Origin of the sequence: Streptomyces sp. NPDC053048 (assembly GCF_044547045.1) — a bacterium.
GTDB lineage: Bacteria > Actinomycetota > Actinomycetes > Streptomycetales > Streptomycetaceae > Streptomyces.
On the sequence record NZ_JBITZS010000005.1, the window covers coordinates 34,095 to 47,503 of the forward strand.

Sequence of the window (13,409 nt, forward strand, 5' to 3'; positions counted from 1 at the left end):
GGCTGTGAGTGAGCATGAAATGTCCACGGCTGTACGACGTGGCCGACGTGCCGGCGCTGGACTTCGATCCTTTTCTCCGGAAGTCCTTGCAGGACGCCCCGGTTTCCCGGATCCGGCTGCCGCATGGCGAAGGTGACTGCTGGCTGGTGACGCGGTACGCCGACGTACGGTTCGTCACCTCGGATCCGCGGTTCAGCCGCGACATCGTCGGTCTGCCCATCCCGAAGATGACCAAGCACTTCATCCCGCTCGACAGGGCCGTCAGCTTCGTGGACCCGCCCGACCACGCCCGCGTACGCGCGGTGGTCGCCCCCGCCTTCACCCAGCGCAACATGGAGCGGCTGCGCCCTCAGGCCCAGGCCATCCTCGACCGCCTTGTGGACGGCTTGCTCGAGAGCGGTCCCCCCGCCGACCTCATCCGCCACATCACCTCGCCGTTTCCCCTGGACGTCGTCAGCGAAGTGCTCGGTATCCCGGCCGCCGACCGCAGCCGCGTGCGTGACTGGGCCCAGACCCTGCTGACAAGGGCGTCGGACCAGGCGGGTGCCGAACGCGCGCGGCAGGTGAAGGAAGCCGCCAGGGGCTACTTCCGTGATCTGGCCGCCCAGCGCCGGGCCGAGCCCCGGAGCGACCTGATGAGCGCGATGGTGGCCGCCGTCGGCGAAGGCCGCATCGACGACGAAGAGCTCCTCGCCCTCGCCACCCTGATGGGCCTCAACGGCTGGCATGCGGTCCGCAACAACACCTCCAACATGATGTACGCATTGCTCACCCGGACCAGGCTGATGGACAGGCTGCGGTCCGAACCCCAGCTGGTCCCGCAGGCGGTGGACGAACTACTGCGCTGGATCCCGCACAAGCACGGGGTCGGTCAGCCACGGATCGCCACCGAAGACGTCGAGGTGGGCGGCGTCCTGATCCGCCAGGGCGAGTTCGTCTACGTCTCCTACGTCACGGCCAACTGGGACGAGCGGGTCTACCCCGATCCCGACCGCATCGACTTCGACCGCAAGGGCCCGCCGCACGTCGCCTTCGGATACGGACCGCACTTCTGCGTAGGCCCCTTGCTCGCCCGCATGGAGTCGGAGGTCCTGCTCTCCACCCTGGTCCGCCGACTGCCCGCGATGCGGTTGGCGATTCCGCAGGACCAGGTGCGGTGGCAGACCGACGTACTGATCCGGGGCCCGGTCGACCTGCCGGTCACCTGGTGAGCTCCGGCCCTGGGCGGTAACGACGGTAGCGGCGGTGCCCGATGGCTGGTCTGTCGCCCGGCTCGTCGTCGCTCAGCATTCCGACAGCTCCGACGGGGCCTCCTGGACCATCCAGTCGTTGCCGCCCGGGTCCTCGAAGGACATGAACGAGAACTCCTTCACCCGGTCCATGTCGCTGACAGGGACCGGGATGACTTCGAGCGTCCAGTTCACGGAGAGCCTCCTCAGGAAACGCCGACGAGCTGTGGTACCCGCCGTGAGCGAGCGAAAGGTACGTCTGACGGCTGCTGGCCGACCTGGCGGAGGACGGCGACGAGAGAGGACGTGACCTCTTCCGTGCTGGTGGTGCCGACCAGCTCACCGAGCCGCCGAGCGGCCCCGGTAGGGACCGGTGCCGGGCCAGGTGCGTCGTCGGTGAGGCCGGACAGGTGATCGTCAGACCTGCGGCGTGCCTGGGCGGGCGGGCTGCCGGGCTGCCGGGCTGCCGGTTGAGGGTTTCGGCGGACCGTTCGGCCCGTGCAAGGGCCACGTCTGCGAGGCACATCATGGGACGTCACAAGCAGCGAAACCGCGGCGTTCGCCCGGCGGGACCAACCCGTCGGCCACGGAGTGGTTCGGCACCGCGTTCCACCCCACCGAGGGCATGTACCACCTGGACGGGCGCCAGTGCGGCAACGGCATCCTGATCACGTCCTCGCCGCCGAGGTCGACGGTGTCCCGGCGGCCTGGCCGCTGGGGCTGCGCAACGACGACAACGGCCACTGCCTGGACGAGTTGGGCGCGGCTCTCGCGGCAGGACGGCCGCACGGCATCTCCGTGGAGACGGGGCCGGGCTTCGAGACCGCCTTGATGTTCATCCCCCGCTATCCCGAAGAGGCGGTGCGCTCGGGCCAGTCCCGCTCGATGTCCTCACCGGTGGCGTCCAGGTCCCCGATGTTTCTCCGGGGCGCCGCGAGTGTGCGGATGGAGTTTCCGCAGCTCAGGAGCGGTCCGGAGCACTGTAGCGGATGCAACACGTGTAGTGCACGGGGCCTACGGGTCCTCGTCGTTTTCGGCGGCCGGCTCGGCTGTGGCGCGGCGAACGATCTTCTTCACCGTCCCTTGCAAGGAGCGCAGAAGCTCCCGCTCAGCCTCTTCCGCGCGGGCCTCGATGTTCCGCTTCCGGACGTTGTCGACCAGGGCCTCGACGTGCCCGGCCTCGCGCAGCTGCGTTGGCCGGGGCCACCGCCGCCTCGCGCTTCGAGGCACCCTCCCCTCACGTGATCGGAAGTCTCCGGCAGCACCCCCGAGCGCCTGTCGCGCTTCGCCCGCACGAGTGAACGTGGGCGGCAAGGGGTCTTCGGATTCCTCAGGACACCAGCGCTGAGGCCAGCCGTGCAGGCCCAGGGACCGGGGTCACGCCGGGCCGCGGCAGAGCCGCGGCGGGGGTTTACCGCAGGCGGCTCATGCCGAGGTCTCCAGGTACGCCGCTGGGAAGGCCCCGGCGCCCGTAGCAGAGGAGAGTTTTCGCATGAATGTCCGCGCGATCACAGAAGCGGGAACATCCATTCCGGCCTTTCTCGGGTACGCAGGCCCCCCGGAACGGCCGGTGTATCTGGGGTCCTGGAATGAATACTCCGAGGCCGCTTCGAAGACGCCGGGGCAGTTGTCCTCGGACGGACATCTGGCCGAGGCGGTGTGCGGGTTCTTCTCCAACGGCGGCCGCTCCTGTTACGTCGTGCCGCTCGACCCTTCCCTGCCACCGCTTGAGGCCCTTGAGGGGGATGCGCAGGCGGGCACGGGCCTGGCCGGTTTGGAGGAGCTGTCCGAGGTGTCCATGGTCGCTGTCCCGGAGCTGTGGGCGATGGCGGACAAGGCGGATGCGGCCACGCTGATGAACGCGGTAGTGCGGCACTGCGCGACGAAGGGCGACCGGGTGGCCATCCTCGACGCGCCCCCCGACATCGCCCCCGACCGGCTCCTGGACCACCTGCCGGCCCTCAGCGGCGACACGTCCTTCGCCACCGTGTACTACCCGTGGGTCACCGTGCCCGGCCTCGCCGGGACTGAGCGGACCGTGCCGCCGTGCGGCCACATCGCCGGCGTCTGGGCCCGCACCGACACGGAGCGCGGCGTGTTCAAGCCACCGGCCAACCAGCTGCTCCGTGGGGTGTCCGGCCTGGCGTACACCATCGAAGACCATCAGAACGGTGCCCTGAACGAGCGAGGCATCAACTGCTCCCGCGTTGTCCCCGGCCAGGACATCCGCGTGTGGGGCGCACGCACCCAAGCCGACGCGGACCAGTCCGACTGGCGCTACGTCAACGTCCGGCGTATGGCCTGCTACCTCGAAGACTCCATCAAGCAGAGCACCGGGTGGGCCGCCTTCGAGCCCAACGACGAACGCCTGTGGTCCACCCTGCGTGGCGCCATCACCGAGTTCCTCACGGACCAATGGCGCAAGGGCGCAATGCCAGGCGCGCGCCCCGAGCAAGCGTTCACCGTCCAGTGCGACAGCACGAACAACACCCCGCCGACCATCCAGCAGAACGTGGTCCGTTGCGACATCGGCATCGCCCCGACCCGGCCCGGCGAATTCGTCTACTTCACGGTCACACAGGCCGTAGGGGCACCTAGGCCTTGACCACCCCTGGGCCTGGAACAACCGGCGCCGCCCCGAACATGCGGCCGTTCGGGAAACGACCGGTTCTGGGCCGGCCACCGTTCGCGGCACGCGGGTCGCGCAGCCCGTCCCGGAACCGCCCAGACCCCCAGGCAACGGGACGCGTTGCGGGACGGCTGTCCGAGCCGGCCGAGAGCCCGCACCCCACTGACATCCATCAAGTCCAGCCGTAACGCCCCGCACGGAACCGGGAGGTCGGGGATTCACGTGCGGGGCTGCGTTCACAGGGAGGGGGCCGTCAGACCCCGGTCAGGGTATACGTACCCGTTCCGTCCTGCCTGCCGCTGGAGTACTGGCGGATGAGCTGCCCGTCCGCGTACCGGTCGTGGCCCATCATGGAGCCGGTGTACTTGTTCTGCACACCGATCTTCGAGCTGCCGGGTACATCGCGGTAGATGTAGAACCGCTGGAGGTCGTCCTCCCCGCAGGCAGCCGTTGTCAGGTAGGCCTGCTCCTGGTTGGCGATGTTTGCCGGGATGGTTGCGCATCCCCCGTTGCCCCAGTTCTTCAGGGACGCCTCGATGACGCCGTTGTTCTCCGTCACGTTGCACAGGAACCAGTTGTCCAGGTGGGCGCTGAAGATTGTAGATTGGCGCAGGCGGATGCCGTCGTTGGCCAGGAGCGGTGCGCTCCAGTTCAGGGGCTTGCCGGGTACGTCGATCCTGTAGGCGCCGGTTTGGCAGCTCAGGGCGGCCCGTGTGGCGGGGGCCGGGCTCCCGGTGGCCTTCACGCTCTTCTCGGCCTTGGCGGCGTTCTCGGCTTCGTGCCTGGCCTTGGCGGCCTCGGCCTTCGCCGAGGGGACCGGGCCCGCCGCGTGCTTGGCGGTGGCGCTGCCGCAGTCCAGCAGGCTCTGTGCCTTGGCCATGACGCTGTTGGCGGAGACCTTGTCCTCGCAGCGCACCGCGCCTTCCTCGACGGTGGTGTAGGTGGTGTAGCTGCCGCTGTCGGGGCCCTCGACCCACTTCAACGCGTAGCTGCCGTCGCCTTGTTGGACGCGGTTGCAGTTGAGACTGCCGTAGGTGCCGGTGACCTTCTTGGTGCCCTTGTAGAGCCCGTAGTAGCCGGGCTGGAAGAAGTTCCAGGTGATGGAATTCGACACGCTGCTGGTGGAGGAGTAGTTGACCTGCACGTTCAGGCCCAGGCTCGCGCCGACCATGCCGAGGGCCTCGACGGCGAAGCTGCCCTGCACGGTGCCGTTGAGACCGACGGAGACCGAGATGGTGGTCTGGGTGTTGGTGGAGATGGTCTGGGTGCCGGTCGTGCCCTCGGTGACGTACCAGCCCTTGAAGTGGGTGATCGTCGGTGAGACTTCGGTGGTCTTGATGAACGGGTGGCGTTTGCCGAGATCGGCGGAGGTGCAGGCGTCGCCGAGCTTCGGCTTGTCGGCGGTTGTGGCGGGTTTCGGATGCCCTGCCGCGGCGGCGGGGCCGGCCACGGCAGTTATGGCGGCGAGCGTCGATGCAGCGGTCACGGTGAGGGCGACCAGCCCTCTGGCCCAGCGGCCGGAAGATCTTAAGTGGCTCATCATGCCCTTTCCCTGGCCGGGCGCCATCACGCCCCAGGCCGGAACCCTGCCAGTTATGTGGTGGGGAGCGGTGGTCGATCGAGGCGAACCTAGCGTCGGCAGCGACGCAGTGACGATGGCGGAATCAGCCGGTCCGAGGCGAAACCCATGACCCTTCATGGGCTGTTAGACAGCCTTGACCTGCCCGGGGGTCGTCAGAATTTCATCTGCGGAGCTAAGATCCGCCACCGCCGCCGCACAGACGGGCTGTTTCAGTCGTGATTCCGCTGCCGTCACCTCGACGGCCGGCGACTGCCGGACCGGCCTCATCGTCCGCCGGCGCGGCCGACCGCCACCAAGCCATCACGATATTCGGCCAACTTGCACATTCTGAAACCGAGGACCTTGGGCGGCCGTGGCGCCTTGAATGTTTGCGCGCCGGCGTGAACGGCCCTATGAACGATGGGGGCAGAGAGGCATCGGCGCGACGGAAGAGAATCCAGCGAATCGAGCCAGGCGGTGAGTCGGAAGGACCAGGCGGTGAGTCGGAAGGAGGAGCGTCGATCCCGACGGCCGACCGGGCAGCGTCCGGCGGTCCAGCGACGGCCGCCGCGCCCGCGCATCCTGCCGACCGCGGCAGTGCCGTCGCGTAGACGGGCGGCGGTGTGAGGCCCGAACGGGCCGAAGAACGAACGTGGAAGATTCTGGCACTACGCCGGCTCGATCCCGAGTGGATTTACATGCCACCGGAATAAGGGGGACCACCTTTGAAACGCGTCAGAGGACTGCTGGCGGCGATAGCCTCACTCGCCCTCACCGCCGCCCTGCCGGCCATGGGAACCTCCCAGGCCGCCGCTGTCCCGGCCACGGCCCGGCCCGCCCCCCACGGCCAGGGCACCTGCCAGCCCGTCCCCCCGGGCAAAGGAGCCCCTAAGGACGCGGCGTGGGCCTGCTACAAGGTCAGTTCCAGATCGCCCGCCCCCGCACGCACCCTTGCCCCCGCTCCCCGCGACGGCGACGATCCGAACAGTCCGGACAGCCTGTGCGGCAAACAACCCCCAGACAACTCCACTCGCCTCGCGTACTGCGTGACAAAGGGATTGAAATGGACCTACCTGAGCAGTGATCAGAAGACGGTGATCGGCGGCGCCGAGGGCGACCTCGCGATCTACTCCAGGCTCAAGGACACGCCGAAGGCCAATTGGACAGAGAGCGTTGTCGCCATCTTGCGCAAGAAAACGGACAATATCCCCGCCGTGGAGATGGCCCTGCTGCCCACCTGCATCGGCCAGTGCGCCGTGACGTCAGGGCCCGTCGTGGCAAAGCTGGAGAAAGTGGGTGGCGAGGGTGGCGGGTCCATCACCTACAGCTCTTCGGTCAGCAAGGGCACACAGGCGCTGGTCCGGCCTCAATACCACCTGGCATTGGACATCCTGCTTCCCTCGGTACGCCTGCCGTCTGTGAACGCCGACTGGCTCGGCCCCCAGATACGCTGTGACGACATGGTCGGCCAATGGCCGGGCTGCGTCATCCCGGAGCACATGGCCAACGTGACCATCCGCAAGTCGCTCTACCGGGCCGCCGCCGTCACCTACGAGTGGGCGCAGAAGAACCTGACCACCTTCAGCATGGGCACCGAGGCCAAACCCCTACACCGCAAGCAAGCCACCGAAAAGGAAATAGACCGCAGGCGAGACATTACCTGCAATCTGGGACCGGACAAGTTCGTGAAGGACAATTCGCTGGTGCCGGATGACTCGTGTGATGAGTTCCCCTTCGCCGCGTCCGAAGAGGGCGGCAATATGGGTTCCCTGTGCGTGGACATCCTTCCCCAGCAGGTGGGTGGTGTGTGGGATGTCAAGAACGTCAAGGTCCTGCGGAACGGCGCGAACGCCGCGAACGCGCCCTGTGTGCGCTCCCACGTCACCAGGGCCGACAACGTCGCGGCGGGCCGTGATGAGTTCGGAGCTGCGGTGCGGTCTGACCGCATCATCGACAAAGAGCCCTTCCAGGTGATCATCCCGTAACCGGCACCGTAAAACGGGGTGGGCGCGGCTCTCCTGGAGCGACTCGTCGGTCAGGCCGTGAGGGCGTCGGCGATCTGCGCCACGGTGTAGCAACTGTGCCCCTTGTCGTCCTTCTCCTCGTACATCGCCCCCGCCAGCTGTACCTGGCGGGGGCCGAGCTTGGTTTCTGTCCGCCGGTGCGGGCGCGGGCGGCGGCCAGGTCGTCCATCGTGCGCTCGGACATCAGGGCGTGCTCGAACTCGGCGATGGCGCCGAGGATCTGGAAGAACATCCGGTCGATCGCGGTGGAGGTGTCGATGCCCTGGTCGAGCACGACCAGGGCGACGCCGTCATCCTCCAGCCGTTTGGACAGCTCGATGAGGTTCTCCAGGGAGCGGCCGAGGCGGTCGAGCTTGGCGACCACCAGTGGGTCGCCGGCGCGCAGGGCGTCGAGTGCCCGGTCGAGTTCGGGGCGGCGGGCGAGCTTGCCGGAGGCCTTCGATCGGCCGCGAAGACGCCCAGGACAAGCGCATTGCGTGGGCCACCGCCCATTTCGCCCAGGCCGCCGCGTACGATCGGCTCACTGCTGCCGAGGCTCCGCTGGGCACCGAGCACAGCCGTGCTGATCGCGAACGCGACGAATCTGGGGCCTGGTACGGATGGCGGAGGCGTGCTCGATCTCCTACGACATCCCGGCCTGGACCCAGGAGTGGTACCTGCGCCAGGAGACCCTGGCCGCAGCGAACGCCGCGGTGGTCAACCACCACCGCCTCCCGCTCACCCGCGCCTTCGGCGGCGCACGCTGTCCTCCTCCGACGGGCAGCGGTTCCCCGTCAAGGGCAAGTCGACGACCGCCCGGGCCCCCTGACATCGGCGCACTCTGGAACAGTTGTGGCGAGCAGCGCTCGCACTCCTCGAGCCCTCCGGGCCTCACGTGTGGCTCCACGGCGACCTCAAGCCGACCAACCTCTTGGTCCGGGAAGGCAAGCTCCACACAGTCATCGACTTCGGAGGACTCTCGGTTGGCTTTCCCGACGCCGAGCACTCCACGGTCTGGGACCTGCCGCCACAAGCCCGGCAGTTGAACCTTGACGATCTGTTGGGCCCACGCCCGCGCCTGGACGGTCGCGGTGGGCGTCAGTGGGGACTCGTACTACTGGGACACCTTCCCCGCATTCGTCGCCGAATGCCGAGTACGACTTCAGGCAATCCTCGCCGACGCCGCTACGCAATGCGGAATGGAGCACCTTCGCCGACACGCTCTCCACCCGGCTCATCTCACCGAACCTGCAACCGCCCTGGCCACAACCTCATCGACAGCTCAGTTCCGACGGGACAGGGACACCAGCGGAGGAAAGACCGGGTGAGGCGCCGGGCGGTGCAGCCGGCTGCGCGGCTCCCGCGGCGAGGGCGGTGAGCGCCCCGCCGCGGGAGCCGTCCTGGCCCACCGTCAGGCGGAGCGACGGCAGGGCGGTGTCCGTGGTCAGCCCGCGGCGTGCGGGTCGACCATGGCGTGCGCGTAGACGAGGCCCAGGCCGTAGGCGCCGCCGTGCTCCTTGACCACGTCGGTGGTGGCCGCGTAGGTCTCCGTGCGGGCCCAGTCGCGCTGGAGCTCCAGGAGTACCTGCAGCCAGGTGACCGGTACGGCGCCGGCGGCCGTCATCCGCTGTATCGCGTGCTCGTGGGCGGCGGGAGTCACGCCCGCGGAGGCGTCGGCGACGACGTAGACCTCGTAGCCCTGGGCGAGGGCGGACAGCGCGGGCATGACCAGGCAGACCTCGGTCCACAGCCCGGACAGAATGATCTTGGTGCGGCCGGTGGCCTTGACGGCGTCGACGAGGGCCTGGTCCTCCCAGGCGTTCATGGTGGTGCGGTCCACGATCTCCTGGTGGGGGAACACGGCGCGCAGCTGGGGCAGGATCGGGCCGGAGAACGACTCGGCCGCGACGGTGGACAGGACGACGGGCACGTCGAAGGCTCTGGCGGCCTTGGCGAGTCCGACGGTGGCGTTGACGACGCCGGTGCGGTCGGCGCTGGAGGCTCCGAAGAACATCTGCGGCTGGTGATCCACGAAGAGCATCATCGCGTTGTCGGGGGTGATCAGGTCCGCGCTGGGCTCGGCCTGGACGGCGTTGAAGTCGACCATGGGTCTTCCATTCTCGGGTGGTTCCGGAGGGGTGTTCCTCCGGCGCTCACGACGCTACGGGCCGTGCGGCGGAGGAAACTTGACCGTCAGTGACCTTGGGTGTTCCGACGCTGCACAGCACTTCCGGTGAGGGAACGCGAAGGCTCTCGGCGAGGGCTGTCAGAGCACGAAGCAGGGGTCGAAGACCGTCGGAGGCGTCTCGGGTGCGAAGCCGCGGGCGACGCGCCACTGGCGGTGCTGTTCGGACACGGCGACGGCCTCGGCGAGCAGGTCGGCCTGGCGGGCGCCGGTGCTGCTGGGCAGCGGGGTGGCCTGGTACCCGCCGAAGTGGGCCACGGGGCTCCAGGCGGGCGAGACCGGGGGCAGCGCCTCGTCCAGCCCTTCGTACTCGGCCGCGGCGTAGACGACGCGGCCGCCGACGACGGTGAGCACCGATTCGATGTGCGGGATGTCCTCCTCCGGCACCGAGAGGTAGTCGTGGCTCAGGACGGTCAGGTCGCCGAAATATCCCTCCTTGAGGATGCCCTTGGCGTTCTCCTCTCCCGTCATGCGGGCGCCCGCGCGGGTGTACAGGGCGAGCGCCTGTTCACGGGTCAGGAGCCGGTCCTGCGGATAGAGGGGCAGGTCGCCCACGGTGCGGCCGGTCACCAGCCAGTGCAGGGCGACCCAGGGGTTGTAGGAGGAGACGCGGGTGGCGTCGGTGCCCGCCGCGACGGGGATCCCCCGGGTCAGCATCTCCTTCAGCGGAGGTGTGCGGGCGGCGGCTTCGGCTCCGTACCGTTCGGCGAACACCCTGCCCTGGAAGGACATGCGGTTCTGCACGCTGATGCCGCCGCCCAGGGCGGCGATGCGGTCTAGGCTGTGCGGCGTGGCCGTCTCCGCGTGGTCGAAGAACCAGCGGTTGCCGCCGGGGAAAAGCCCGTCGGCGGCCAGCTTCTCGAAGACGGCGAGGTCGCGGCGGATCGTCTCGTCGTAGGTGGCGTGGAGCCGGAATCCCCAGCCGTTCTCGGTCAGCAGCCGGACCGCCTGCTCGAACTCCCCCTCGTAGCCGGCCGCGAGCTCGGGCCGGGGCTCCGCGAAGTTCTCGAAGTCGGCGGCCGCCCAGGTCAGGTTCTCCCCGGCCCCGTTGAGGCGGAGCCACTCGTCGCCGTCCTCCGGCCGGACGGTCTCGATCCACCGCTTGAGGTCGGCGATTTCCTGCCCGGCGGTCTGCGGAAAGAGGTGGTACGCGATGCGCAGCGAGAGCTCGCCGGAGCGGGCCAGGTCGGCGACGGTGGCGTAGTCGTCGGGAAAGTTCTGGAAGCCGCCGGCCGCGTCGACGGCGGAGGTGAGGCCGAAGCGGTTCAGCTCGCGCAGGAAGTGGCGGGTGGAGGTGCGCCGGCCGGCCTCGTCGAGGGCTGGGGCGGCGGCCAGCGTGGAGTAGAGGACCAGGGCGCTGGGCGCGGCGAGCAGGACGCCGTTGGGGTCGCCGTTCCGGTCGCGGACGATCTGGCCCCCGCGCGGGTCGGGGGTGTCGCGGGTGATGCCCGCGGCGCGGACGGCGGAGCGGTTGAGGATCGCGGACTGGTAGAGGTGCAGCACGAAGACGGGGGTGTCGGGGGCCGCGGCGGTGAGTTCGGCCGGGGTCGGCATGCGGCGCTCGGCGAACTGGTCGGACGTCCAGCCGCCGACGACGCGGATCCACTGGCCCTTGGGGGTGCGGCCCGCCTGCTCCCGGAGCATCGCCAGTGCCTGCCGGAGGGTGGCGACGCCGTCCCAGCGCAGTTCCAGCACGTAATTGAGGCCACCGCGGATGACGTGCAGGTGGGAGTCGTTGAGTCCGGGTACGGCCCGGCGGCCGAGCGCGTCGACGACCCTCGTCCGGGCCCCGATGTGCCCCGCGACGTCCGCGTCGTCGCCGATCGCCACGATCCGGCCGTCGCGCAGGGCGACGGCGCTCGCGGCGGGGTGGCCGGGGTCACCGGTGAAGATCTTCGCGTTGCGCAGCACGAGGCCGGCCCCGGCCGGGTCGTCCTGGCCGCGGGCGGGGGTGATACCGCTGACCGGCATCGACGTCATGGCTCTTGCCTTTCGGGGGAACGGGATGGGTGGGAGCAGGGGTGGTCAGAGCGTGCGCCGCACACCCGCCTGCCGTTCGAGGTCCCTCAACTGCACGCTCAGATCGCCCTCTACCGCCGCGTGCGCGGGCCCGCTGCGGCCGATGGGCAGCACCTCCACGCCGCGCATGTCCTCCACCAGCAGCGCGAAGGCCGTGTACATCGCCACGGCGGCCAGGAGCAGGCCCAGGGATCCCGAGGCCGTACCCAGCCAGGACGCACCGGTGAGGTTGTGTGCGGCGGCGACGGCGAAGCGGGGCACGGCGACGCACAGCACCAGCCACAGGGCGCGTTTGCGCGTGGCCACGGCCGCCATCATCAGGGCGAACAGGGAGAACACCGCGTTCAGCACACCCAGCACCCGGGTGCCACCGGGCGGGTGCAGCGCGAGGACCAGCGAGTTGGCGAGCCACATGCCGGAGAAGCAGGACATCAGGGTGGCCGCGAGCACGTCCCGGGCGCCGAACGCCAGGACGGCGACGAGCAGCTGGAGGACGAAGGCGGGCAGGATGGTGAAGGCGACCGCGCGCTGCGAGCCGTCCTCGAAGACGCCGAGCTGGAGACAGCCGACGACGGCGGAGGCGATCGCCACGGCGTAGAACCCGAGCGGCAGCGGAGAGGCGATGGGCCGCAGATTGATCCTCGTCATGCGTCGCAGATCGGGTTCGAAATGCCGGCCCGACCCGCGGTCGGCCGGGAGGTCCTGGCCGCGGGCGGTCGTGCCGGGTGTGGTCGTGTCGGGTGTGGTCGTGTCGGGCATGGGCGGTGTCATTCTGTGCGCAGGGCCCGGCGGAGCGTGCCGACGGCGAGGGCGATGGCCGATTCGGCGGCACCCGTGGGGCGCAGCGCGTTCAGCATGACGAAGTCGTGGAGCGCGCCCTGGAAGCGCACGGCGGTCACCGGTACGCCGGCGGTGCGCAGGTGGTTCGCGTACGCCTCGCCCTCGTCGCGCAGCACGTCGGCCTCGGCGGTGATGACGAGGGCCGGGGGCAACCCGGTGAGCTGCTCGGTGGTGGCGCGCAGCGGCGAAGCCGTGATCCGCGCACGCTGTTCCTCGTCGGTGGTGTACTGGTCCCAGAACCACCGCATGGCATCACGGCGCAGGAAGTAGCCCTCCGCGAAGCGGTGGTACGAGCCGGTGTCGAAGGACGCGTCGGTTACGGGGTAGAACAGCACCTGCTGACGGAGCGTCAGTCCGCCGCGTTCCTTGGCCATCAGGGTCAGGGCGGCGCTCATGTTGCCGCCGACGGAGTCACCGGCGACGGCGATGCGTCCGGCGTCGAGGCCCCTGCCCGCGCCGTCCGTGACGATCCACCGGGCGACCGTCCAGTTCTGCTCGACGGCGACCGGATAGCGGTGCTCGGGGGACAGTGCGTATTCGGGGAAGACGACGGCGGCGCCGGCGCCCACGGCCAGTTCGCGGACGAGCCGGTCGTGGGTGCGGGCGTTGCCGAACACCCAGCCCGCGCCGTGGATGTAGAGGATCACGGGGAGGGCGCCGGTGCTGCCGGCGGGCCGGACGATCCGTGCCCTGACCTCGCCCGTGGGGCCGCCGGGGACCGTAATCCATTCCTCGTCCACCGCGAGCAGGTCGACGGGCCCGGACTGGACGTCGTCGACGGCCTCGCGGCCTTCCTTCGGCGGGAGTTGGAAGAGGTACGGCGGCCGGGCGGTGGCCTCGGCGAACGCCGCGGCGGCGGGTTCGAGGACGGGGGGCGCGGGGAGGTCGGGGAGGTCGGGGAGGTCGGGCGAGGGTTGGCGGTCGGTCATGGGATCAGCCCGTT

General features: G+C 69.5%; 11 protein-coding genes and 1 pseudogene. 5 read left to right on the plus strand and 7 right to left on the minus strand.

Features of this window, described 5'->3' with window-relative positions:
- Positions 1 to 14 precede the first annotated feature (14 nt).
- A complete protein-coding gene (locus ACIG36_RS14100) occupies positions 15 to 1,211 on the plus strand; it encodes a cytochrome P450 (protein WP_399927596.1) in 1,197 nt (398 codons plus the stop codon).
- A gap of 72 nt (positions 1,212 to 1,283) precedes the next feature.
- Here ACIG36_RS14100 and ACIG36_RS14105 read toward each other — a convergent pair whose 3' ends face one another.
- Positions 1,284 to 1,424, minus strand: coding sequence for a hypothetical protein (locus ACIG36_RS14105; protein ID WP_399926541.1), 141 nt, complete (start codon positions 1,422 to 1,424; stop codon positions 1,284 to 1,286).
- Between the two features lie 1,432 nt (positions 1,425 to 2,856).
- On the opposite strand from ACIG36_RS14105, the gene ACIG36_RS14110 reads away from it, so the two are divergent.
- Positions 2,857 to 3,834 carry a phage tail sheath family protein gene (locus ACIG36_RS14110; RefSeq protein WP_399926543.1) on the plus strand — a complete coding sequence of 326 codons (978 nt, stop codon included), beginning with the start codon at positions 2,857 to 2,859 and terminating at the stop codon, positions 3,832 to 3,834.
- Between the two features lie 277 nt (positions 3,835 to 4,111).
- On the opposite strand, the gene ACIG36_RS14115 is transcribed toward ACIG36_RS14110, so the two are convergent.
- On the minus strand, positions 4,112 to 5,398 hold the full coding sequence (locus tag ACIG36_RS14115; RefSeq protein ID WP_399927599.1) for a hypothetical protein: 1,287 nt from the start codon (positions 5,396 to 5,398) through the stop codon (positions 4,112 to 4,114).
- A 746-nt stretch (positions 5,399 to 6,144) separates the two neighbouring features.
- On the opposite strand from ACIG36_RS14115, the gene ACIG36_RS14120 reads away from it, so the two are divergent.
- Entirely contained in the window at positions 6,145 to 7,404 is a 1,260-nt protein-coding gene (locus ACIG36_RS14120; RefSeq protein ID WP_399926545.1) for a hypothetical protein, read from the plus strand.
- On the opposite strand, the gene ACIG36_RS14125 is transcribed toward ACIG36_RS14120, so the two are convergent.
- Positions 7,394 to 7,828 (minus strand): recombinase family protein, encoded by a 435-nt coding sequence (locus tag ACIG36_RS14125; protein WP_399927601.1) that lies wholly within the window; start codon positions 7,826 to 7,828, stop codon positions 7,394 to 7,396. The genes ACIG36_RS14120 and ACIG36_RS14125 overlap by 11 nt on opposite strands.
- A 214-nt stretch (positions 7,829 to 8,042) precedes the next feature.
- Between ACIG36_RS14125 and ACIG36_RS14130 the strand changes: the two are divergent.
- A pseudogene (locus tag ACIG36_RS14130) lies at positions 8,043 to 8,171 on the plus strand (Tn3 family transposase); the annotation flags it as partial.
- A 146-nt stretch (positions 8,172 to 8,317) separates the two neighbouring features.
- Positions 8,318 to 8,800, plus strand: coding sequence for a phosphotransferase (locus ACIG36_RS14135; protein WP_399926547.1), 483 nt, complete (start codon positions 8,318 to 8,320; stop codon positions 8,798 to 8,800).
- A gap of 66 nt (positions 8,801 to 8,866) precedes the next feature.
- Here ACIG36_RS14135 and ACIG36_RS14140 read toward each other — a convergent pair whose 3' ends face one another.
- The 4 genes from ACIG36_RS14140 to ACIG36_RS14155 form a co-directional block, all read right to left on the minus strand.
- The gene (locus tag ACIG36_RS14140; protein ID WP_399926549.1) at positions 8,867 to 9,529 is read right to left on the minus strand and encodes a hydrolase; all 663 of its coding nucleotides are present in this window, start codon (positions 9,527 to 9,529) and stop codon (positions 8,867 to 8,869) included.
- 159 nt (positions 9,530 to 9,688) lie between these two features.
- Positions 9,689 to 11,587 carry an amidohydrolase gene (locus ACIG36_RS14145; RefSeq protein ID WP_399926551.1) on the minus strand — a complete coding sequence of 633 codons (1,899 nt, stop codon included), beginning with the start codon at positions 11,585 to 11,587 and terminating at the stop codon, positions 9,689 to 9,691.
- Positions 11,588 to 11,632: 45 nt separating this feature from the next.
- Positions 11,633 to 12,385, minus strand: coding sequence for an acetate uptake transporter family protein (locus tag ACIG36_RS14150; protein WP_399926553.1), 753 nt, complete (start codon positions 12,383 to 12,385; stop codon positions 11,633 to 11,635).
- 8 nt (positions 12,386 to 12,393) lie between these two features.
- Positions 12,394 to 13,395: an alpha/beta hydrolase gene (locus ACIG36_RS14155; RefSeq protein ID WP_399926555.1), complete on the minus strand. Its 1,002-nt coding sequence runs from the start codon at positions 13,393 to 13,395 to the stop codon at positions 12,394 to 12,396.
- Positions 13,396 to 13,409: the final 14 nt, after the last annotated feature.